Source organism: Streptomyces sp. NPDC024698, assembly GCF_055559015.1.
The window spans coordinates 87,473-108,727 of the sequence record NZ_JBVHLK010000007.1; the positions used below are offsets into that span (position 1 = coordinate 87,473).

The 21,255-nt window shown below is 73.4% G+C and carries 20 protein-coding genes; 12 read left to right on the forward strand and 8 right to left on the reverse strand.

Annotated elements, in window-relative coordinates; all coding sequences use genetic code 11:
- Positions 1-76 precede the first annotated feature (76 nt).
- The 4 genes from ACZ4AA_RS18400 to hmgA form a co-directional block, all read right to left on the reverse strand.
- A complete protein-coding gene (locus tag ACZ4AA_RS18400) occupies positions 77-1,285 on the reverse strand; it encodes a CaiB/BaiF CoA transferase family protein (protein ID WP_467602658.1) in 1,209 nt (402 codons plus the stop codon).
- Between the two features lie 193 nt (positions 1,286-1,478).
- Positions 1,479-2,693 carry a type ISP restriction/modification enzyme gene (locus tag ACZ4AA_RS18405; RefSeq protein ID WP_467602661.1) on the reverse strand — a complete coding sequence of 405 codons (1,215 nt, stop codon included), beginning with the start codon at positions 2,691-2,693 and terminating at the stop codon, positions 1,479-1,481.
- Positions 2,694-2,734: 41 nt separating this feature from the next.
- Positions 2,735-3,484, reverse strand: a complete 750-nt coding sequence (locus tag ACZ4AA_RS18410) for a GntR family transcriptional regulator (RefSeq protein WP_467602663.1) — start codon at positions 3,482-3,484, stop codon at positions 2,735-2,737.
- Between the two features lie 49 nt (positions 3,485-3,533).
- The gene (hmgA, locus tag ACZ4AA_RS18415) at positions 3,534-4,868 is read right to left on the reverse strand and encodes a homogentisate 1,2-dioxygenase (protein ID WP_467602665.1); all 1,335 of its coding nucleotides are present in this window, start codon (positions 4,866-4,868) and stop codon (positions 3,534-3,536) included.
- Positions 4,869-5,060: 192 nt separating this feature from the next.
- On the opposite strand from hmgA, the gene ACZ4AA_RS18420 reads away from it, so the two are divergent.
- The 8 genes from ACZ4AA_RS18420 (at position 5,061) to ACZ4AA_RS18455 (ending at position 14,593) form a co-directional block, all read left to right on the forward strand.
- On the forward strand, positions 5,061-5,570 hold the full coding sequence (locus ACZ4AA_RS18420; protein WP_467602667.1) for a hypothetical protein: 510 nt from the start codon (positions 5,061-5,063) through the stop codon (positions 5,568-5,570).
- A gap of 137 nt (positions 5,571-5,707) precedes the next feature.
- Positions 5,708-6,325: a TetR/AcrR family transcriptional regulator gene (locus ACZ4AA_RS18425; RefSeq protein ID WP_467602669.1), complete on the forward strand. Its 618-nt coding sequence runs from the start codon at positions 5,708-5,710 to the stop codon at positions 6,323-6,325.
- Between the two features lie 164 nt (positions 6,326-6,489).
- The gene (locus ACZ4AA_RS18430) at positions 6,490-8,754 is read left to right on the forward strand and encodes a molybdopterin oxidoreductase family protein (RefSeq protein ID WP_467602671.1); all 2,265 of its coding nucleotides are present in this window, start codon (positions 6,490-6,492) and stop codon (positions 8,752-8,754) included.
- A gap of 134 nt (positions 8,755-8,888) precedes the next feature.
- Positions 8,889-9,641 (forward strand): hypothetical protein, encoded by a 753-nt coding sequence (locus ACZ4AA_RS18435; RefSeq protein WP_467602673.1) that lies wholly within the window; start codon positions 8,889-8,891, stop codon positions 9,639-9,641.
- Positions 9,628-10,389, forward strand: a complete 762-nt coding sequence (locus ACZ4AA_RS18440) for a class F sortase (RefSeq protein WP_467602675.1) — start codon at positions 9,628-9,630, stop codon at positions 10,387-10,389. Before ACZ4AA_RS18435 ends, ACZ4AA_RS18440 begins: the two co-directional genes overlap by 14 nt.
- A 240-nt stretch (positions 10,390-10,629) precedes the next feature.
- Positions 10,630-11,976, forward strand: a complete 1,347-nt coding sequence (locus tag ACZ4AA_RS18445) for an ABC transporter ATP-binding protein (RefSeq protein ID WP_467602677.1) — start codon at positions 10,630-10,632, stop codon at positions 11,974-11,976.
- 135 nt (positions 11,977-12,111) lie between these two features.
- Positions 12,112-13,500 carry an aldehyde dehydrogenase family protein gene (locus ACZ4AA_RS18450; protein ID WP_467602679.1) on the forward strand — a complete coding sequence of 463 codons (1,389 nt, stop codon included), beginning with the start codon at positions 12,112-12,114 and terminating at the stop codon, positions 13,498-13,500.
- A 10-nt stretch (positions 13,501-13,510) separates the two neighbouring features.
- The gene (locus tag ACZ4AA_RS18455; protein ID WP_467602681.1) at positions 13,511-14,593 is read left to right on the forward strand and encodes a Zn-dependent alcohol dehydrogenase; all 1,083 of its coding nucleotides are present in this window, start codon (positions 13,511-13,513) and stop codon (positions 14,591-14,593) included.
- A 131-nt stretch (positions 14,594-14,724) separates the two neighbouring features.
- Here ACZ4AA_RS18455 and ACZ4AA_RS18460 read toward each other — a convergent pair whose 3' ends face one another.
- Both ACZ4AA_RS18460 and ACZ4AA_RS18465 read right to left on the reverse strand, forming a co-directional pair.
- Positions 14,725-15,864 carry a DMT family transporter gene (locus ACZ4AA_RS18460; protein WP_467602683.1) on the reverse strand — a complete coding sequence of 380 codons (1,140 nt, stop codon included), beginning with the start codon at positions 15,862-15,864 and terminating at the stop codon, positions 14,725-14,727.
- A 99-nt stretch (positions 15,865-15,963) separates the two neighbouring features.
- Positions 15,964-16,605 carry a TetR/AcrR family transcriptional regulator gene (locus ACZ4AA_RS18465; protein ID WP_467602686.1) on the reverse strand — a complete coding sequence of 214 codons (642 nt, stop codon included), beginning with the start codon at positions 16,603-16,605 and terminating at the stop codon, positions 15,964-15,966.
- Between the two features lie 89 nt (positions 16,606-16,694).
- On the opposite strand from ACZ4AA_RS18465, the gene ACZ4AA_RS18470 reads away from it, so the two are divergent.
- From ACZ4AA_RS18470 to ACZ4AA_RS18480, 3 genes are all read left to right on the forward strand, one after another.
- The gene (locus ACZ4AA_RS18470; protein WP_467602689.1) at positions 16,695-17,846 is read left to right on the forward strand and encodes an acyl-CoA dehydrogenase family protein; all 1,152 of its coding nucleotides are present in this window, start codon (positions 16,695-16,697) and stop codon (positions 17,844-17,846) included.
- Positions 17,847-17,911: 65 nt separating this feature from the next.
- Positions 17,912-18,166: a YiaA/YiaB family inner membrane protein gene (locus ACZ4AA_RS18475; RefSeq protein ID WP_467602691.1), complete on the forward strand. Its 255-nt coding sequence runs from the start codon at positions 17,912-17,914 to the stop codon at positions 18,164-18,166.
- Between the two features lie 100 nt (positions 18,167-18,266).
- Positions 18,267-18,893, forward strand: a complete 627-nt coding sequence (locus ACZ4AA_RS18480; RefSeq protein WP_467602693.1) for a TetR/AcrR family transcriptional regulator — start codon at positions 18,267-18,269, stop codon at positions 18,891-18,893.
- Positions 18,894-18,914: 21 nt separating this feature from the next.
- On the opposite strand, the gene ACZ4AA_RS18485 is transcribed toward ACZ4AA_RS18480, so the two are convergent.
- A complete protein-coding gene (locus ACZ4AA_RS18485; protein ID WP_467602695.1) occupies positions 18,915-19,376 on the reverse strand; it encodes a MaoC family dehydratase in 462 nt (153 codons plus the stop codon).
- Between the two features lie 106 nt (positions 19,377-19,482).
- Here ACZ4AA_RS18485 and soxR point away from each other — a divergent pair, with 106 nt between their 5' ends.
- The gene (soxR, locus tag ACZ4AA_RS18490; protein ID WP_467602697.1) at positions 19,483-20,028 is read left to right on the forward strand and encodes a redox-sensitive transcriptional activator SoxR; all 546 of its coding nucleotides are present in this window, start codon (positions 19,483-19,485) and stop codon (positions 20,026-20,028) included.
- Between the two features lie 27 nt (positions 20,029-20,055).
- Here soxR and ACZ4AA_RS18495 read toward each other — a convergent pair whose 3' ends face one another.
- Positions 20,056-21,162, reverse strand: coding sequence for an RNA ligase (ATP) (locus tag ACZ4AA_RS18495; protein ID WP_467602699.1), 1,107 nt, complete (start codon positions 21,160-21,162; stop codon positions 20,056-20,058).
- Between the last annotated feature and the right edge of the window lie 93 nt (positions 21,163-21,255).

The window sequence follows — 21,255 nt, forward strand, 5'->3', positions numbered from 1 at the left end:
CCCCACGGCGGGCAGCGGCGCCCGGTGATCACCACATCCGGAGCGCGGGTCACCACCTTCACCGAGCCCTGAGGGCTCAGCGCACCACCCCGTCCCGCCGCAGCTCGGCGACGTCCGTGTCCGTCATGCCCAGCGCCCGCAACACCACGCCCGTGTGTTCTCCGAGCCGCGGGACGGACCCCATGCGCGCCTCCTCCCCGCCCGGCAGCGTGATCGGGGGCAGCAGCGCCCGCAACGGCCCGGCCGGCGACCCCACCTCCCGCCAGCGGTTCCTGGCCGCGAGCTGAGGGTGTTCCGCCACCTCCGTCACATCCCGCAGCCGTGCGCAGGCGATGCCCGCGGCCTCCAGACGGGCCACCGCCTCGTCGGCGCCGAGGGCGCCGAGCGCCTTCCCCACCAGCGCGTCCACCGTCTCCCGGTTGGCCACCCGCGCCGCGTTCGTGGCGAAGCGCGGATCGTCCGCCGCCGCGGGACGCCCGACCACCTGCTGCGCGAGCCGCCGCCACTCCCGGTCGTTCTGCACCGACAGCAGGACGTGCCGGCCGTCAGCCGTCGAATAGACGTCGTAGGGAACGATGACGGCGTGGGCGAGGCCGGTGCGTTCCGGCGGGGTCCCGTCGTGCATCGCGTGGTGCAGCGGATGCCCCATCCACTCCGCGAGCGCGTCCAGCATCGACACCTCGACCGGGCCCCCGCGTCCGGTCGTGCCGCGCCGCACCAGCGCCGCGAGGACCCCCGAGAACGCGTACATGGCCGCCGCGATGTCCGCGGCCGGGATGCCGGCCTTTACCGGCTGCCCCGGCGTCCCGGTCACCGACACGAGCCCCGCCTCGCACTGGACGAGCATGTCGTACGCGCGCTTGCCGGAGTACGGCCCCGACGGCCCGTAGCCGGAGATGTCCACGGCGATCAGCCGGGGATGCTCGGCGCACAGCGTCGCCGCGTCCAGCCCGAGACGGGCCGCCGCGCCCTGGGCGAGGTTCTGCACGAACACGTCCGCCTCCGCGACGAGCCGGCGTACGACGTCGAGCCCGCGCGGGTCCTTGAGGTCCAGGGCGACGGACTCCTTGCCCCGGTTGCACCACACGAAATGCGAGGCCAGGCCCTTTGCCGCGGTGTCGTAGCCGCGGGCGAAGTCCCCGCCGTCGATCCGCTCGACCTTGACGACCCGGGCGCCGAGATCGGCGAGCTGCCGGGTCGCGAAGGGTGCGGCGACGGCTTGTTCGACGGCGACGACGGTGATGCCTTCGAGGGGCAGGGGCTCTGGCTGCATGCGATGGATCATGGACCCTGGACATACATTTGTCATGCACTGATTTCCCCGGAGCGGGCCGGCCGCCCCCGGTGCGGTGTGCCGACCAGCCTGGGTGCGGTGTGCCGACCGGCCTCTGCGAGGCGTGCCGACCGGCCTCGGTGAGGCCTGCCGACCGGCGCCGCTCGTCCTTCGTCGCCGGACAGGCGAGACGGTGCGGACCCGCCTAGATCAGCACGAACTGGCCCTCGGGGCCCTCCTCGTGGTGGTCGAGCACCGAGGCGGGGCGGCGGGCCGCGTCCGGGACGGGGAGCACCCCGGCCGTGCGCAGGTCCGCCCGGGTGATCGGTGATCTCGCCTCCAACGCGTCCTGCTGGGGCCGCAGTTCGGCGAGGAGCGCGAGCACCGTGATGAGTTCGAGGAGCTCGGAGGTCCACGCCTGCGGCCAGCCGGCGGGGCCGATCGCCTCCAGGGTGCCCGGCTCCGCCGCCCCGGTCCGCGCCGCGAACCACTGTTCCAGCACGCGCACACCGCCCACCTCGAAGTCCCAGGCCTCCGGCGGTACGGGTGAGATCCTGCCCTCGCCGAGGTGCAGGGACTCCTCGTCGCGGTCGTAGTACGGGTCGGTGAGGAAGGGGCCCGAAGCGGGCCGTGCCGCCTGGGGCGGCGTGGTCAGTGGCGCGCGCACATAGGGCCGCCGGCCGCCGGGGAGTTTGGGGCGCTCGCCGTCGCGCCGCATCAGCCGCAGCACGCGCCAGCCCAACTCGACGCCGTACGACCACACTTCGGGGTCGGCGGTGAGCGGGACCACGCAGCCGTCCCGGCCCCGCCGCGCGACCGCCATCGTCCAGGCGAGGACGTCGACGGGGTCGGGCGAGAGGCCGAGGCGGGAGCCCAGATGCTCCAACAGGCCCGGGGCCAGGTTCGGTTCACGGCCGCCGGGGCGTCGGTAGAGCGGACGGACCCGCCCGCCGCGCCCGGCGCTCAGCGGCAGCACGGACGCGGCCAGCAGGGCCGGACCGGAGGTCTCGGGCGCGGGCGTCTGCTCGACCGCGAACACCTGCTCCTCGCCCGCCACCCGCCACAGCTCGGGGCGGGCCGCGTCGATCAGCCGGTGATCGGGAATCAGCCACTGCTCGTCGAAGGGGGCGCTCAGCACCCGGACCGGCGGCGGACAGGGGTCCGACGCCCGCGCGAGACGGCCCGTCCCGCCGGACTGACCCGGCAGCTGGGCCACCGCGGAGTGCGTCGTGCGTGCCCGCGTCGGCCCGAACAGCGCCTCGCGGTCCGCCCCTTCGGCCCGTACGAGGGCGTCCCAGCGGGCCTTCAGGGAGGCGGCGTCGGGGGCCGCCGGCCACCTCCGGCCCAGCCTCGGCGGTGCGACGGACCACGGCATGAGGTCCGCGAGCAGCGGAGCGGCGTCGGGCGTCACGCTCGGCATCGTACGACGCGGGCGCCGCCCGCCGTCCCCGTACGCCATCGTCAGTGCGCGTCGAGGGTGACCGTGAACGAGAAGCGGTCGCCCCGGTAGTGGATGACCGCGACGTCCAGCGCCTGACCGTCCTTGCCGTGGATGACGCCCGTGTAGCGCAGGATCGGGCTGAGCAGCGGCACCTGGAGCAGCCGTGCCGTCTCCGGGTCCGCGAGCGTGGCCTCCACCGTGTCGGTGATCCGGCTGATGCCGACCCCGAGCACGTCCCGCAGCACCTTGGTCATCGGCCAGCGGATCAGATCCTCCCGGTCGATGCGGTCGGCCAGCTCCGGCCGCAGGTAGTTGCGCGCGTGGTTCGTCGGCTCGCCCGTCGTCTCGTCGCTGCGCAGCCGGTGGTACGTCGCCACCTCGTCCACATCCGGGAAGAATTCCGCCAGTTCGCCGAAGACGGGCGTCTTCCCCTGGTCCAGCAGTTCGGTCGTCATGCCCGACTGCTGGGCGACGATCGCGTCCACCGAGCCGAGCAGCCGCACGGGCGCGCCCCGCCGGGCGCTCGGCTCGATGAACGTGCCCCGCCGGCGGTGCCGGGTGATGAGTCCCTCGACCTCCAGCTCCTTGAGCGCCTGCCGCATGGTCAGCACACTCACCCCGTAGTGCCCCGCGAGCTGCTCCTCGGTGGGCAGGCGCAGGGGGTCCTGGGGGGTGCGGCCGAGTATGGAGGCACGCAGGGACTGCGACACCTGATACCACAGCGGCAGCTTGCGGTTCAGGACGATCGAATCGGGAGCGAAGGAGGTCACGAGGGTATCCGTACCGGTCGCGGGCGGGGAAGGCAACGGCCGGTGCTGCTCAGCCGGCCGGACGGAAGTGGCGCCCGAGCCCCTTCCACACCTCGTCGTAGCCGCGCTGGAGGTGCTCCGCCCCGGCCGCCTGGGCCGTCGCGGTGACCGGCCAGCGCGTCTCGAACATGAACGCCAGACCGTCGTCGATCTTCTGCGGCTTCAGCTCGGCGGCGCTGGCGCGCGCGAAGGTCTCCTCGTCCGGTCCGTGCGCCGACATCATGTTGTGCAGCGAGCCGCCGCCCGGGACGAAGCCCTCCGCCTTCGCGTCGTACGCGCCCTCGACGAGCCCCATGTACTCGCTCATCACGTTCCGGTGGAAGTACGGCGGCCGGAACGTGTCCTCGCCCACCAGCCAGCGCGGGGCGAACACGACGAAGTCGACACCGGCCAGACCCGGGGTGTCGGACGGCGAGGTGAGCACCGTGAAGATCGAGGGGTCCGGGTGGTCGTAGCTGATCGAGCCGATCACATTGAAGCGGTGCAGGTCGTAGACGTACGGCACATGGTTGCCGTGCCAGGCGACGACATCCAGCGGCGAGTGGTCGTACGTCGCGCGCCAGAGGTTGCCGCAGAACTTGTTCACCACCTCGACCGGGCCCTCGACGTCCTCGTAGGCGGCCACCGGAGCCAGGAAGTCACGGGCGTTGGCCAGGCCGTTGGCGCCGATCGGGCCGAGGTCGGGCAGCTGGAACGGCGCTCCGTAGTTCTCGCACACATAGCCCCGGGAGCCGGGGCCGCCCGCCGGGGACGGGTCGAGCAGCTCCACCCGGAAGCGCACCCCCCGAGGGATCAGCGCCACCCGGCCCGGCTCCACGTGCAGCAGCCCGAACTCGGTGCGCAGCAGCAGTCCGCCGCGCTCCGGGACGATGAGCAGCTCGCCGTCGGCGTCGCTGAACACCCGCTCCATCGAGGCGTTGGCGTGGTAGAGGTGCACCGCGATCCCGGTGCGCTGAGCGGCGTCGCCGTTGCCGCCGAGGGTCCACAGGCCCGCGAGGAAGTCCGTGCCGGCGGGGGGCTCCGGAAGGGGGTTCCAGCGCAGCCGGTTCGGGTCGGGCACGGTCTCCGTGAACGGCGCGGTCCGCAGCGTGCCGTTGTCGGTGCGGGTGAACGCGGGGTGCGCGGCCGAGGGCCGGATGCGGTACAGCCAGGAACGGCGGTTGGACGCCCTCGGCTCGGTGAACGCCGAGCCGCTCAACTGCTCCGCGTACAGGCCGAGCGGTGCCCGCTGCGGCGCGTTGCGGCCGTGCGGCAGGGCCCCCGGGACCGCCTCCGAGCTGTGTTCGTTGCCGAATCCGGAGAGGTAGGCCAGCCCCTCGGCCGTCTTCCTCGCGTCCCCGCTCATGATCGCTCCCTCGCGCCTGATTCCTATGCATCACCGTAGGATTCCGGGCCGCCCCGCGCAAGAGGCCGCAGCGGGCGCGGCGAGGGTTGGCCGGATTTGCCAGGGGACTAGTCCCTGAGGCCGTGCTGGCGGTCCAAGAACCCGACTCCAGGGGGATCCGGCCATGAGGGGGCTTGTTCTACGCTCCCGGACATGCGCTGGACATGTGGACTGCTCGCCGCGCTCGCGGTCTGCGCCCTGCTCGGCGGAGCCACGGGGTGCGGCGCCGGTGACGCGCGCGAGCGGGGGACCACCGTCTCGGCCTCGCCCGTGGGCTCCCTGCTCGACGGGATGGACGAGGACGGACGGCTCTATCGGGAGGTGGGCAGGAAAGGGGCGCCCGAGGTCGCGATCGAGATCCAGCCGGACTCCGACGACGGCTGGGACGTACGGCTGACCGTCCGCAACTTCCGTTTCTCGCCCGCGGGTTCGCGGCCCGTCCCGGTCGCCGGGCGTGGGGTCGCCCGGCTCTATGTCGACGGCCGCGCCGTCGCCCGGCTGCGCACGGCCGAGTACCGCCTGGCCGGCCGGCTGGTCCCGCGCGGCACCCATCACCTCACCGCACGGCTGTACGCCGACGACGGCACCGTGTGGGCCGTCCACGGCAAGCCCGTCGAGAGCACGGCCGACATCACGGCCTCGGGCTCCGCCGGGCAGGGCTGACACCGGCGACCTCGCGGGAGGCGGTCGCGGGGCAGGCGCGTGGTCACGGCACGGACCCGCCCGCCGGAAATGAGTGGTCACGGCACGCAGCCCCGTACTGATGGGCGAGGTTCACCGGACCCCGGCGGAAAGGCATCATGAAGAGCGTGCCCCATGCGACCTCGCTCCGCAGAGCGCCCGTACAGCGGCGTAGTGCGGAACGACTGACCAGAATCCTCGACGCGTGTGCCGACCTCCTCGACGAGGTGGGCTACGACGGGCTGAGCACGCGGGCCGTGGCCCAGCGGGCCGGTGTGCCCATCGGTTCCGTCTACCGCTTCTTCGGCAACAAGCGGGCCATGGCCGACGCGCTCGCCCAGCGCAACCTGGAGCTCTACACCGAGCGCGTCACCCGGAGCCTGCGCGAGGCGGACGGGGGAGGCTGGCGGGCCGCGATGGACGCGGTGCTCGACGAGTACCTCGCCATGAAGCGCACCGCGCCCGGCTTCTCCCTGGTCGACTTCGGCAACCAGATTCCCGTCGGCGCCCGGTACGCCGAGCCCAACACCCGGGTCGCCGACCGCCTCACCGACCTGCTCTCCGGCTATCTCGACCGGGAGCCGGACGACGCACTGCGCCGCTGCTTCCTGGTCGCCGTGGAGAGCGCCGACACCCTGGTCCACCTCGCCTTCCGCGTCGATCCCGAGGGGGACGCGGGAATCATCGAGGAGACACGCGAACTGCTGCGGGCGTACCTGGCCCGGGTTCTCGACTAGCAGGGCTCCGCCGCGGGCGCCCCGGCCGTCCGCTCCCGGGAGCCGTTGCCGTCCGCGCGCGGAAATCCGACGGGACCAGCGCATGCCCTCCCCGTCATGCGTACCGGTCGGTATGCTCGCTCGCGTCCCTGTGCGCCCAAGTCACCGCCCCTCCGGGAGGACCCGTGTCCCGAACCTCCGGCACCACCCCCGACTCCCGAACCGCGCTGCGCGTCTGCCCCCTGTGCGAAGCCACCTGCGGGCTGACGCTGACCATCGAGGGCACCCGGGTGACCGGCGCCCGCGGTGACCGCGACGACGTGTTCAGCAAGGGCTTCATCTGCCCCAAGGGCGCCTCCTTCGGCGCCGCCGACAGCGACCCCGACCGCCTGGGCGGCCCCCTCGTCCGCGAGAACGGCGTGCTGCGCGAGGCCACCTGGGAGGAGGCCTTCGACGCGGTGGCCGCCGGACTGCGCCCGGTCGTGGAGCGGTACGGGCCGCACGCCCTCGGAGTCGTCCTCGGCAACCCGAACGTGCACACCATGGCCGGCGCCCTCTATCCCACCGTCCTGCTCGGCGCCCTGCGCACGCACAGCGTCTTCTCCGCCTCCACGCTCGACCAGATGCCCAAGCACGTGTCGAGCGGCCTGCTGTTCGGCGACGCCAACGCGATCCCCGTCCCGGACCTGGACCACACCGACCACCTGCTGCTGATCGGCGCCAACCCGCTGGAGTCCAACGGGAGTCTGTGCACCGCCCCCGACTTCCCCGGCAGGCTCCGGGCGCTGCGGGCCCGCGGCGGCACGCTCACCGTCATCGACCCGCGCCGCACCCGCACCGCCAAGCTCGCCGACCGCCATGTGGCCATCCGCCCCGGCACCGACGCCATGCTGCTCGCGGCGATGGCGTACGTCCTGTTCGAGGAGAAGCTCGTCGACCTCGGCGCACTCGCCCCGCACGTCCAGGGGGTCGACGAACTCCCCGACGCGCTGCGGGACTTCACCCCCGAGGCGGCGGGCGCGGCCTGCGACGTGGACGCCGGTACCATCAGGGAGCTGGCGCGCGAGCTGGCCGCCGCGCCGACCGCCGCCGTCTACGGCCGCATCGGCAGCTGCACCGTTCCGCACGGCACCCTGGCCAGCTGGCTGGTGGACGTCCTCAACATCCTCACCGGCAACCTCGACCGGCCCGGCGGCGCGCTCTTCCCGACGGCCGCCACCGACCGGACCCCCCGTCCGCCCGGTCCCGGGCGCGGCTTCGCCCTCGGCCGCTGGCACAGCCGGGTGAGCCGGCACCCGGAGGCCAAGGGCGAACTGCCCCTGGCCGCACTGGCGGAGGAGATAGACACCCCGACCGGGGACGACAGCCCGATCCGCGCCGTCATCGTCGTCGCCGCCAACCCCGTCCTGTCCGCGCCCGACGGCCTGCGTCTCGACAAGGCCCTCGAATCACTGGACTTCATGGTCAGCGTCGACCCCTATCTGAACGAGACCTCGCGCCACGCCCACGTCGTGCTGCCCCCGCCCCCGCCCTCCCGCGGCGCGCACCACGACTTCGCCTTCAACACCCTCGCCGTCCGCAACCAGGTCCGCTACAACCGCCCCGCCGTCCCCCTGGAGGAGGGCCGGATGGCGGAGACCGAGATCCTCGCCCGGCTCGTCCTGGCCGCGACCGGCATGCACGGCGCCGAACCGTCCGCCGTGGACGCGATGGTCGTCGAGGGCACCCTCGGCAAGGCGGTCCGGGACTCCGCCTCGCCGGTGCTCGGGCGCGACCCGGGGGAACTCGCCGCCGCCCTCACCGGCGAGAACGGCCCCGAGCGCCGGCTCGACATGATGCTGCGCCTCGGCCCGTACGGCGACGGCTTCGGCGCGCGTCCCGACGGCCTGACCCTGGACAGGCTGCTGGAGCACCCGCACGGCATCGATCTCGGGCCGCTCGCCTCCTGCCTGCCGCGCCGGCTGAGGACCCGCAGCGGGAAGATCGAGCTGCTGCCCGCGCCGATCGCGGGCGACCTGCCCCGTCTGCGCGACGCGCTGCGCGAGCGCCCGGCGGCGATCGTCCTGGTCGGCCGCCGTCACCTGCGTTCCAACAACAGCTGGATGCACAACGTTCCCGCGCTGACCGGTGGTTCCAACCGCTGCACCCTGCACATCCACCCCGAGGACGCCGCCCGGCTCGGGCTCGCGGACGGGGCGGCCGTGCGCGTGAAGGGCGCCGGGGGAGAGGTGACCGCCCCGGTGGAGTTCACCGACACCGTCCGGCGCGGAGTGGTGAGCCTTCCGCACGGCTGGGGGCACGACCGTCCCGGCACCCGGATGAGCCACGCCGCCCTGGACCCCGGGGTCAACGTCAACCAGCTCCTCGACGGCTCGCTGCTCGACCCGCTGTCCGGGACGGCGGTCCTCAACGGAGTGCCGGTGGAGCTGACGGCCTGCCCGTCGGCCTGAAGGCGTTGTTGCGCCGGACGGGCGGTCCCTGGCGGGGGACCGGGCGCAGTTGCGCCCCTTCGTGGATCTTCTGTGAGAACTAGTCAGATGACCGGAGATTTGTATGAAAATCATCTGACTCGGAGGAGTCCCGCATGTCCACCTCGTCCCACCTCGCGCCACGTCGCGGCGCCGGCGCACTCGCCGCCCTCGCGGTCGCGGGCACCGCCCTCCTCGGCGCCCCGGCCGCCGTCGCCGCCCCCGGCGACAACGGTGACGTCAAGGTCCACGACGCGAACACCCCGTTCGACGATCAGCGGGACGATCCGAAGGTCTGCCACTTCTATCTGGACGGATTCGCCTTCGACGGCGGACAGCGGATCGCCTGGTCGGTCGCGACCCAGCCACAGATCGCGGGCGGCGCCACCCTCGCGGGCACGCTGTTCACGTCCGCGACCGGACGCGGCCGGACCGGCGACCTGACGCTGCCCGACGGCCAGTACAAGCTGACCTGGAACCTCCAGGGCGAGAACGGCGCGGGCAAGACCAAGGTCTTCAAGGTCGACTGCCCGGTCAGCGCCCCGACCCCGTCGCCGTCCACGACCGGCGGGCCGAGCACGGCGCCCGGTCAGCAGAACGGTCCGGGCGGCCGGGGCGGCGCACCCGGTCCGAGCCGGACGGGTGCCCCCGGCGCTCCCGGCGGACAGCAGGGCGGCCCCGGGCAGCAGGGTGCCCCCGGTCGGCAGGGTGGCCCCGTCGGCCCCAACGGAGGGCCTCCGGCGGGTGGCGGCGGTCTCGCCCACGCGCGGGACTTCTCCCCGGTGGCCGGTGCGGCGGCCGCGGGTCTCGTGGTGGCCGGGGGAGTCGTGTTCCTGCGGCTGCGCCGACGCAGCAATGGCGCCGCGTAGACGACGGAGGCCCTGGTACCGGACGCGCGCCTACCGCCTGACGAGGACCCTGACGGTCACCGTCGCACTGGTGGTGGGCGGCGTCTGGTGGGCGGGGGACGACGAGCCCGCCGGGACGGTGGCGTCCGGCGCCGTACGCGACGACGGTGCCGCCTCCCGGGCCCCGGCCGGGCACGCGGCGGACGCCCGCCCCGGCGGCGCGGCGCACGGCCCGCGGCACCCGTCCCCGGCCGCCGTCCGGCCGGCCCGGACCGCGCCCCCGCCCGCCCCGCTGCCCCGCTCCCGGGCCACCTCCCTGCGCATCCCCTCCCTGGGCGTCGACGCCCCGGTCATCGGCCTCCGGCTGGACCGGGGGCGCCGGCTCACCGCCCCGCCCGTGGACGACCCGAAACCCGTCGGCTGGTACACCGAAGGACCCACGCCGGGCGAACGCGGCACGGCGATCGTCGTCGGCCATCGCGACACCCGGACGGGACCCGCCGTCTTCGCCCCGCTCGAACGGATCCGTACCGGCGCACGCGTCGAGGCGCGGCGCGTGGACGGACGGACCGCCGTCTACACGGTCTACGCGGTACGCACGTACGCGAAGGCCCACTTCCCCGACCAGGAGGTGTACGGGGACCGGGGGCGCCCCGAACTCCGGCTGATCACCTGCGGCGGCGCCTACGACCACAGCACCGGCTACGCGGCCAACGTCATCGCCTTCGCCCACCTCACGCAGATCGGCGGGCGCGCCGGCGCCCACTGAGACGAACGGCCGGAGGGCGGACCGGGCGCCGGGCCGGAACGCCCGGCACCCGGCCCCGCCCCGACCGGTATCCGATCGTCCGTTTCCGCCCGTACCGAACCCGGCCGTCCGATACCGCCCCGTGTCTTCCCCCGGACGTGCGCGGTCCGTTAGCTTCCGTGACTCAAGGTCCCGTACGACCCGTGCGGGACGACCGGCCGCGGAGCACCAGCGCCTTGCACGCCCCCGGGGGCACCTGTCATGACACGCGCCATCTCCCTGCACCACGTCAGCAAGTCGTACGCCCGCGGGCCCCGCGCGGTGGAACGGTTCTCGCTGGACATCCGGCCCGGCGAGTTCCTGGTCCTGCTCGGCCCCTCGGGCTGCGGCAAGTCGACCGTGCTGAGGATGATCGCGGGACTGGAGGAGGTCTCCGAGGGGGAGGTGCACCTGGACGGGGAGTACTCCAACGACCTGCCGCCCTCCGAGCGGAACATGGCGATGGTGTTCCAGAACTTCGCCCTTTACCCGAGCATGACCAGCCGTGACAACATCGGCTTCCCGCTGCGCATCGAGGCGCCCGGCGAGGACCCCCGGGCCCGGGTCGACGCCACCGCCCGGATGCTCGGCATCCAGGACCTCCTCGACCGCTTCCCCAACCAGCTCTCCGGCGGCGAGCGGCAGCGCGTCGCGATGGGCCGGGCGATAGCGCGCCACCCCTCCGCCTTCCTGATGGACGAACCGCTCTCCAACCTCGACGCCAAACTCCGCAACCATCTGCGGGCCGAGATCTCCAAGCTGACCAGGGACCTGGGCGCCACCACGGTCTACGTCACCCACGACCAGGCCGAGGCCATGTCGCTCGGCGACCGGGTCGCCGTCATGCGCGGCGGAGTCCTCCAGCAACTGGGCACGCCCCGCACGGTCTACGCGCTGCCCGCGAACGTCTTCGTCGCGGCCTTCATCGGCACCCCGCGGATCAACCTGCTGCGCGGAGTCGTCCGGGCCCCGCTCGACGGCGCCATGACCATCAGCCTCGGCAAGCAGTTCCTGCGGCTGCCCGAACCGCTCTGCCTCGACCACCAGTTGCTCCGCGTGCAGCAGGGCCGCGAGGTGATCGTCGGACTGCGCTCCGAGGCCGTACGGCTCGCCCGGCCGTCCGAGGCCAGGCCGGGCGAGGTGGCGATCACCGGCCTGGTCGAGCACGTCGAGTTCCAGGGGCACGAGGTCCTCGTCCACTTCAACACCGGTTCACGGCCCGCCCTCGTACCCGAGCTGGAGTCCCCGCGCCCGACCCGGCCGACGCGCCGGCGGCGCCGCGAGGGCGGCACCGTCCTCGACCGGCTGCGGGGCCGCGCCGGGACCCTGCGGGCCGGACCGGTCGTCGTCCTCGACCATCCCGCGGACGGCGAGGCCGATCACCTCGGGGCCACGCCACCGGAGGGCAGGCTGCCCGGCGATCTCGTCGTGCGCACCACCCCCGACATCGAACTGCGCCACGGCATGCAGATCCCGCTCCTGGTGGATCTCGCCCATCTGTTCGTCTTCGACCGCAGCGGCGAACGCATCTGTCCGGCACCTGAACGGCTGCCCGACCTGGACGAGTGACGGCCCGGGGCACGCCCGGGGCACGGGCCTGCGCGGGGTGACGGGCCGCGCCGTACGGCAGGTCACCCTGGCGCCGCAAAACTATCATCGCTAGTTTAGGTCCCGGACGACGTCGCCCCGCCCGGGAGGAACACGATGCAGGCACATGACGGCATGTACATCGACGGGGCATGGCGCCCCGCCGCCGGAGGGGACACGATCGAGGTCGTGAACCCGGCCGACGAGCGGGTGATCGGCCATGTCCCGGCGGGCACGGCCCTGGACGTCGACACCGCCGTACGCGCCGCGCGCGCCGCGTTCCCCGGCTGGGCCGCCACCCCGCCCGCCGAGCGGGCCGCCCGACTCGCCGCCCTCAGGGACGTCCTGGCCGCCCGCGCGGACGAGATCGCCGAGACCGTCACCGCCGAGCTCGGAGCGCCGCTCGCGTTCTCCCGGGCCGTGCACGCGGGCGTCCCGGTGCTGGTCGCCGGCTCGTACGCCGAGCTGGCGGCGACGTACGCCTTCGAGGAGAAGGTCGGCAACTCGACCGTCCACCAGGAGCCCGTCGGCGTCGTCGGCGCGATCACTCCCTGGAACTACCCGCTCCACCAGATCGTCGCGAAGGTGGCCGCCGCGCTCGCGGCCGGCTGCACGGTGGTGCTGAAGCCCGCCGAGGACACCCCGCTCACCGCCCAGCTCTTCGCCGAGGCCGTGGCCGAGGCGGGTATCCCGGCCGGTGTCTTCAACCTGGTCACGGGCCTCGGCCCGGTCGCGGGCCAGGCGCTCGCCGAGCACCCGGACGTCGACCTCGTCTCCTTCACCGGTTCCACCGCCGTCGGCCGGCGCATCGGCGCCGTCGCGGGCGCCGCGGTCAAGCGCGTCGCCCTCGAACTCGGCGGGAAGTCCGCCAACGTCATCCTGCCGAGCGCCGACCTCGCCAAGGCCGTCAACGTCGGCGTCGCCAACGTGATGTCCAACTCCGGCCAGACGTGCAGCGCCTGGACCCGCATGCTGGTCCCCGCCGACCGCTACGACGAGGCGGTCGAACTGGCCGCGGCCGCCGCCGAGAAGTACGGCGACCGCATCGGCCCCGTCGTCAACGCCAAGCAGCGGGACCGGGTGCGCGGTTACATCGAGAAGGGCGTCGCCGAGGGTGCTCGGCTCGTCGCGGGCGGCCCCGAATCCCCGCGCGAGCAGGGCTACTTCATCGCTCCCACCGTCTTCGCCGACGTCACCGAGCAGATGACGATCGCGCAGGAGGAGATCTTCGGCCCGGTCCTGTCCATCCTGCGCTACGAGGACGAGGAGGAGGCCCTGCGGATCGCCAACGGCACCGTGTACGGGCTGGCGGGCGCGGTGTGGGCGGGAGAAGAGTCCGAGGCGGTCGCCTTCGCGCGGCGGCTCGACACCGGCCAGGTCGACATCAACGGGGGACGCTTCAACCCCCGGGCCCCCTTCGGGGGTTACAAGCAGTCCGGCGTGGGGCGCGAGCTCGGCTCCCACGGCCTGTCCGAGTACCTCCAGACCAAGTCCCTCCAGTTCTAGGAGCGTTCACGTGGTTCGCGCCGCCGTCCTTCCCGCCGTGGGTGCCCCGCTGGAGATCACCGAGATCGAACTCCCCGATCCCGGCCCCGGCCAGGTCCGGGTGAGACTCGCCGCCGCCGGGGTCTGCCACTCCGACCTGTCCCTGACCGACGGCACCATGCGCGTGCCGGTGCCCGCCGTGCTCGGCCACGAGGGCGCCGGCACCGTCGTCGCCGTCGGCGAGGGTGTCACGCAGGTCGCCCCCGGCTCCGGGGTCGTCCTCAACTGGGCTCCCTCCTGCGGGAGTTGTCACGCCTGCTCGCTGGGCGAGGTGTGGCTGTGCGCGAACGCGCTCACCGGCGCCGCAACCGTGTACGCCCGCCGTGCCTCCGACGGGAGCGATCTGCACCCCGGTCTGAACGTCGCCGCGTTCGCGGAGGAGACGGTGGTGCCGGTGTCCTGCGTCCTGCCCGCCCCGGAGGGCATCCCGCTCACCGAGGCCGCCCTGCTCGGCTGCGCCGTCCTCACCGGCTACGGCGCCGTCCACCACTCAGCCCGGGTCCAGCCGGGCGAGACCGTCGCCGTGTTCGGGGCCGGCGGGGTCGGGCTCGCCGCCCTCCAGGCCGCCCGGATCGCGGGTGCCTCGACGATCGTCGCGGTCGACGTCTCGCCGGAGAAGGAGCGGCTCGCCCGTGAGGCCGGGGCCACCGACTACGTCGTCGCCTCCGGCACCACCGCCCGTGAGATCCGCGCCCTGACCGGCGGCCACGGCGTCGACGTCGCCGTCGAGTGCGTCGGCCGCGCCGTGACCATCCGCACCGCCTGGGAGTCGACCCGGCGCGGCGGCCGTACCACCGTGGTCGGCATCGGCGGCAAGGACCAGCAGGTCACGTTCAACGCCCTGGAGATCTTCCACTGGGGCAGGACCCTCGCGGGCTGTGTGTACGGCGACTCCGACCCGGCGCGCGATCTCCCGGTGCTGGCGGAGCACGTCCGCGCGGGCCGCCTCGACCTCGGCGGCCTGGTCACCGACCGCATCGCCCTGGACGGCATCCCGGCGGCCTTCGACAACATGATCGCGGGCAAGGGGGGCCGGGCCCTGGTGATCTTCTAGGGCCCGCCCGACCGTCCCCGTCCGCCCGGCGACACTCCGGGCGACGACACGCAGGGGCCGGACAGGCGCGGGCCCCGCCCGGCCGCCGGGCCGCCCCGGAAGGGCGCGGCAGTCCGTGAGGCGGACCGGAGTCAGGCCCGTTCGGTCCCGCTTCCCGACTCCGCGCCCGGCGCGGGCCCCGAAACGCCGGCCGAAGCCGCGTCCGTGCCGGGTGCGGGGGCCGCTCCCGGCACGGAGGCCGACCAGGAGGGCGCACCGGGGAAGGCGGCGGCCGGCCCGGCGGCGGTTGCGGGAACGGCGGCGCCCGGTCCGGCGGCGGTTGCGGGAACGGCGGTCGCACCGGGCACGGGCTGCTTCGCCGGGGCCGCTTCCCGGCGCGGCCGGGAGCGCGACACCGCCACGCCCGCGAGACACAGCACCCCGCCCGCCAGCGTCAGGATCCCCGGGACCTCGTCGAGGAAGAGCCAGGACATCAGCACCACCAGGGCGGGCACCGCGTACGTCGTCGCGCCCATGCGGCTCGCACTGGTCCGGGACAGGGCGTACGCCCAGGTCGTGAAGGCCAGCGCGGTCGGGAAGACGCCCAGATAGACCATGTCGAGCGTCGCGGAGACCGGGGCGGCGGCCGCGTCCCGGACGAGCTGTCCCGCGAACGGCAGACACACCACGGCCCCGACGAGAGCGCCGAACGTCGTCACCTGGAGCACGCTCGCCCGCCCGAGCGCCGGCTTCTGCGCGACCACCCCCGCGGCGTACGCGATCGCGGCGAGCAGGCACAGGACGACCCCGAGCATCGAGGAACCCCCGCCGCCGGACATCGACAGCCCCACCGCGACCGCGCCCGCGAACGACACCGCCATGCCGGCCAGCAGCCGCGGCGGCATCGCGTCCCCCAGCAGCCGGGCGCCGAGCAGGGCGATCAGGATCGGGCCGATGTTCACCACCAGCGCCGCCGTACCGGCGTCCACCTGCTGCTCGCCCCAGTTCAGGGCGACCATGTAGAAGCCGAACCACAGGACCCCGGATATCGCGATGCCGCGCCAGGCGGCGCGCGGCGGCAGCCCCTCACCCCGTACGACGCACACGGCACCGAGCACCAGGGCGCCGGCCAGCAGCCGCCCGAGCGCCAGCGCGCCGGGCGAGTACGCGGCGCCCGCGCTGCGGATCGCGACGAAGGCGGAGGCCCACAGCCCGACGGTGACGGTCGCGGCACAGGCGGCGAGCAACCCCGCACGTCGGCCGGGCGGTGTGAGGGGAGAGGTGTTCATCATGCTTCCGAGGCTAAGCGGGCCGCTCCCGCCGGGCGCGCGGATTTCGGACGGGGAGCTGGCTGTGCGACCGAGCCCGCCGCCGCGCCGGGACCGTCCCACTCAGGCGTCCCGCACCAGCCCCGCGTACTGCACCGCGAGGCCGTCCAGCAGTGCGCGCAGGCCCGTCTCGAAGGCCCGCTCGTCGATCTTGTCCTGCCGGTCGGCGAGGAGGTGCGCCTGTCCCAGATGGGGATAGTCGGCCGGGTCGTACGCGCTCTCGTCGTCCACGAAGCCCCCGGCGAAGGAACCCAGCGCGGACCCCATGACGAAGTACCGCATCAGCGCCCCGATCGAGGTGGCCTGGGACGGCGGCCAGCCGGCGCGGACCATGGCGCCGAAGACGGCGTCGGCCAGCCGCAGCCCGGCCGGTCTGCGGCCCGGCCCGCGCGCGAGGACCGGGACGATGTTCGGGTGGTCGCGCAGGGCGGCGCGGTAGGAGACGGCCCAGTCGTGCAGCGCGGTCCGCCAGTCGCGGCCGTCCTCGAACATCGACAGCTCGACCTGGGCGCTCACCGAGTCCGCGACCGCCTCCAGGATCTGGTCCTTGGTGCGGAAGTGGTTGTACAGGGAGGGCCCGCTCACCCCCAGTTCGGCCGCGAGCCGGCGCGTCGAGACGGCCGCCAGGCCCTCGGCGTCCACCAGCGCCCGTGCCGTCGCGACGATGCGGTCGGTGCTCAGGAGGGGCTTGCGCGGTCGGGCCATGGCGCACATAGTAGGGCTGCACCATGAAACTAGCAGTGCTAATTTAAATGTACGGCTTTCAAAGTCCGCCAACTGTGGGGTGACCCGGCATGAACCTCGGGCTCAGCGATGAGCAGACCGCCGTCCGGCAGCTCGCCAGGGACTTCGTGGACCGCGAGATCGCCCCGCACGTGGTCGCGTGGGACCGCGCGGAGGACGTCGACCGGTCGATCGTGAAGAAGCTCGGCGAGGTCGGCTTCCTCGGCCTGACCATCGACGAGGAGTACGGCGGCAGCGGCGGCGACCACCTCGCGTACTGCCTGGTCACCGAGGAACTCGGGCGCGGGGACTCCTCGGTGCGCGGGATCGTCTCCGTCTCGCTCGGACTCGTCGCCAAGACGATCGCGCACTGGGGGAGCGAGGAGCAGAAGCGCCGGTGGCTGCCGGGGCTGACCGCCGGCGAGCAGGTCGGCTGCTTCGGCCTCACCGAGCCCGGCACCGGCTCCGACGCGGGAGCGCTCTCGACCCGGGCCGTGCGCGACGGCGACGACTACGTCATCAACGGCAGCAAGATGTTCATCACGAACGGCACCTGGGCCGATGTCGTGCTGCTCTTCGCCCGCTCCACCGACGCCCCGGGCCACAAGGGCGTCTCCGCCTTCCTCGTGCCCACCGACACCCCCGGTCTGACCCGCCGCGCCATCCACGGCAAGCTCGGGCTGCGCGGCCAGGCCACCGCCGAACTCGCCCTCGCGGACGTGCGCGTACCGGCGAGCGCGATGATGGGGCCCGAGGGCAAGGGCTTCGCGGTGGCCATGTCGGCGCTCGCGAAGGGCCGGATGTCGGTGGCCGCCGGCTGTGTCGGCATCGCCCAGGCCGCCCTGGACGCGGCGGTGACGTACGCGACCCAGCGGGAGCAGTTCGGGAAGACGATCGCGCACCACCAGCTCGTCCAGGAACTGATCAGCGACATCGCCGTCGACGTGGACGCGGCGCGGCTGCTGACCTGGCGGGTGGCCGACCTCATCGACCGCGGGCTGCCGTTCGCGACCGAGTCCTCCAAGGCCAAGCTCTTCGCCTCCGAGGCCGCGGTGCGCGCGGCGAACAACGCCCTCCAGGTCTACGGCGGTTACGGCTACATCGACGAGTACCCGGTCGGCAAGCTGCTGCGCGACGCCCGGGTCATGACCCTCTACGAAGGCACCAGCCAGATACAGAAACTGGTCATCGGACGCGCTCTGACGGGCGTCTCGGCGTTCTGACGCTGAGTACGTCCCTGAGTACGACGGCGGATGTGGCGCGGGCCACGTCCGCCGATCCTGGTCCCATGACCGAGACACCCGTCAAGCAGCAGAACACGGCCGCCTTCTACGGCCAGGCCGTGGCCTCCTTCTCCGTCGCCATGGCCGCCACCGCGATCGGCATCTTCAAGCTCCGGGCCGACGCTTGGGTGCGCGGCTTCCTGGCCGTCGCCGTCCTCTATCTGGTGACGTCCGCCTTCACGCTGGCCAAGGTGATCCGCGACCGCCAGGACGGCGGCCGGTCCGGCGGCCGGGTGTACGACCCGTTCGAGAAGCTCTGAGGGTCCCGCGGCCGCCGAGATCCGGCCCGAGGGCGCTAAGCGATCGCTCAGGTTCGGGGGTATGGTGTTCACCCTGTCAGTCGAGAAGGGGCGAACAGCGATGAGTACGGCGCAGGAGACGCCCGGCGGCGAGATGCAGCCGTGGGCCGAGGTCACCCCGGACGCGGCCAGGCGGCTGCTCATCGCCGCGGTGGAGGCCTTCGCCGAGCGCGGGTACCACGCGACGACGACCCGGGACATCGCGGGCCGCGCGGGCATGAGCCCGGCCGCGCTGTACATCCACTACAAGACCAAGGAAGAGCTGCTCCACCGGATCAGCCGGATCGGCCACGACAAGGCGCTGGACATCGTGCGCACCGCGGCGGCGGGTGAGGGCGCCCCCGCCGAGCGGCTCTCCGACGCCGTGCGTTCCTTCGTACGGTGGCACGCGGGCCAGCACACCACGGCCCGCGTGGTCCAGTACGAGCTGGAGGCCCTCGGGCCCGACGCGCGCGCGGAGATCATCGGGCTGCGCCGCCAGGTCGACGCGGAGGTCCGCGGCATCATCCAGGACGGTGTCGCGACGGGCGAGTTCGACGTCCCGGACGTCCCCGGCACGACCGTCGCCGTACTGTCCCTGTGTATCGACGTGGCCCGCTGGTTCAACGTCGAGGGCCCCCGCACACCGGACGAGGTCGGCTCGCTGTACGCCGACCTGGTCCGGCGGATGGTGGGCTTCAAGGGCTAGACCCCGGCCCGCCCCGAAAGGTCACACGTAGTAGCGCGAGACCGATTCGGCGACGCAGACCGGCTTGTCGCCGCCCTCGCGTTCGACGGTGAAGGCCACGGAGACCTGCACGCCGCCGGGCACGTCGTCCACCGCGGTGATCGTCGCGGTGGCGCGCAGCCGCGAGCCGACCGGCACGGGGGCGGGGAAACGGACCTTGTTCGTCCCGTAGTTGACGCCCATCCTCACGCCCTCGACGCTGATCAGCTGCGGGGCGAAGAGCGGCAGCAGCGACAGGGTGAGATAGCCGTGCGCGATCGTGGTGCCGAACGGACCCGCCGCGGCCTTCTCGGGGTCGACGTGGATCCACTGGTGGTCGCCGGTCGCCTCCGCGAACAGGTCGATTCGCTTCTGCTCGATCTCGACCCAGTCCGTGTGGCCCAGCTGCTCGCCCACGGCGCCCCGCAGTTCGTCGACGGTCGCGAACGTCCTCGGCTCTGCCATGTCCCTGGCCTCCCGCATCTCATAGTCTAAGCGACTGCTTAGCATGGTCCGCCGGGCGGCGCATGTCAACGGACCGCACGGGTGGTGCGGTGGGTAGGTTGGACGGGTGCCCCAGATCCCCGAGACGGTCCATGAGCTGACCGTCGGACAGTTGTCGGCCCGCAGTGGCGCGGCCGTCTCCGCCCTGCACTTCTACGAGTCCAAGGGCCTCATCAGCAGTCGCCGCACCTCGGGCAACCAGCGCCGCTACCACCGTGACGCGCTGCGCCGGGTCGCCTTCGTCCGGGCCGCCCAGCGTGTCGGCATCCCGCTGGCCACCATCCGCGAGGCCCTGGCCGAACTCCCCGAGGAACGCACCCCGACGCGGGAGGACTGGGCCCGGCTGTCCCGGGCCTGGCGCTCCGAACTCGACGAGCGCATCAAACAGCTCGGCCGGCTGCGTGACCACCTCACGGACTGCATCGGCTGCGGCTGCCTCTCCCTGGAGACCTGTGTGCTCTCCAACCCCGACGACGTGCTCGGCGAGCGCCGGGCCGGCTCCCGGCTCATGGTGGAGCAGGCAGGCGCACAGCCGGAGCCGAGGCAGACGGCGGCGGCGATCGCGTGCGAACCCGGGCCGCGCGGGGAACGGGCGGCGGGGGACTGCCGCTGACGAACCGTCCCCCTGCCGCCGTCCCGCTCACTCGTACTCGGTGCCGCCCTTGCGGGTCAGATAGGCCGGGCTGACCGCCTTCGCCACGGCCCGTCCGCCCGTCACCGGGCTGTACCGCTCGGCGGCGACGAAGGTCCCCTCCGGGCCGCCGGGGGCGGCGGCCCCGGGGCGGATCACGACGCCCTCGCGCAGGTGCAGTCCGCGGCCCGACACGGTCTCCCGGCCGGAGGCGATCGCGAGGACGCGCTCGACGTCGTACGGACCCGCGTACAGCCTTGGTACGAGCGGGAGTTCACCCGCCAGCAGCTCCTGCGCGTCCAGCCAGCGGACCTCGCCGTCGATCTCCGCGGACACGTCGAACACGGCGTAGCCGATCGTCTCGCGTCGCCCGTCGGCGCCGTACGTCAGATCCTGCACCCCCGCCCCGTACACCTCGCCGAAGATGCCGACGCGGCGCGCGCCGAGGCGCCCGGCGATCCGGGCGGCGGCCTCCGCGACCCCGTGCCCGTGCACCGCGCGCCAGTACAGATTGCGCGGATCCTCCTTCAGCGCAAGGGACTTGGAGCCGAAGCCCTTCGAGGAAACCTGGACGCGGTCCTCGTCGGCGAAGTAGGTGAGCAGACAGGCCGAACCGTGCAGCTTCTCGGTCACGACGACGGGCTCGCCCGCGATGAAGATGTCCGGGTAGCGCTGGATGTTCTCGATGTCGACCCAGGGCAGCAGATCGGGCGCCGCCTCGACGTCGCCGCTCATCGTGGGCGGGATCGGCGGCACCCATTTCACGATGCCGAGGAGCTCCGCGAAGTCCGTCCCCTCCTCGGCCGCCCGTGCCAGGTCCACGTCCGCCAGCGCGGTCGGGCGGCAGACGATGCCCTGCGACAGCTCGCCGCGCAGCCGCACCGCCCTGACCCGGTCCGACGAGCTCCCCGCCAGCCGTCCGGTCAGCCCCAGTTCCTCGATCAGGGGGGCCGGCAGCACGGACTGCTCGGGGATGTACACGGCCCACTCGCCGGTGCGGTAGGCCCCCTTGGCGACCACGGCGCGGTACAGGCCCACCTGGGCCAGTTCGAGCGCGTCGGCGTTCGGGTGCTCGTGGACGGTCAGCGCCTCGGCTGTGACACGCAGCGTCGACATGGGGGACTCCTCGGGGTGCTCAGCGGTTCTGCATCGCCCCCAACTCTCCCGAGGACAAACGGCTGGAGCCATCGATTTACGGCTGCTACGGTC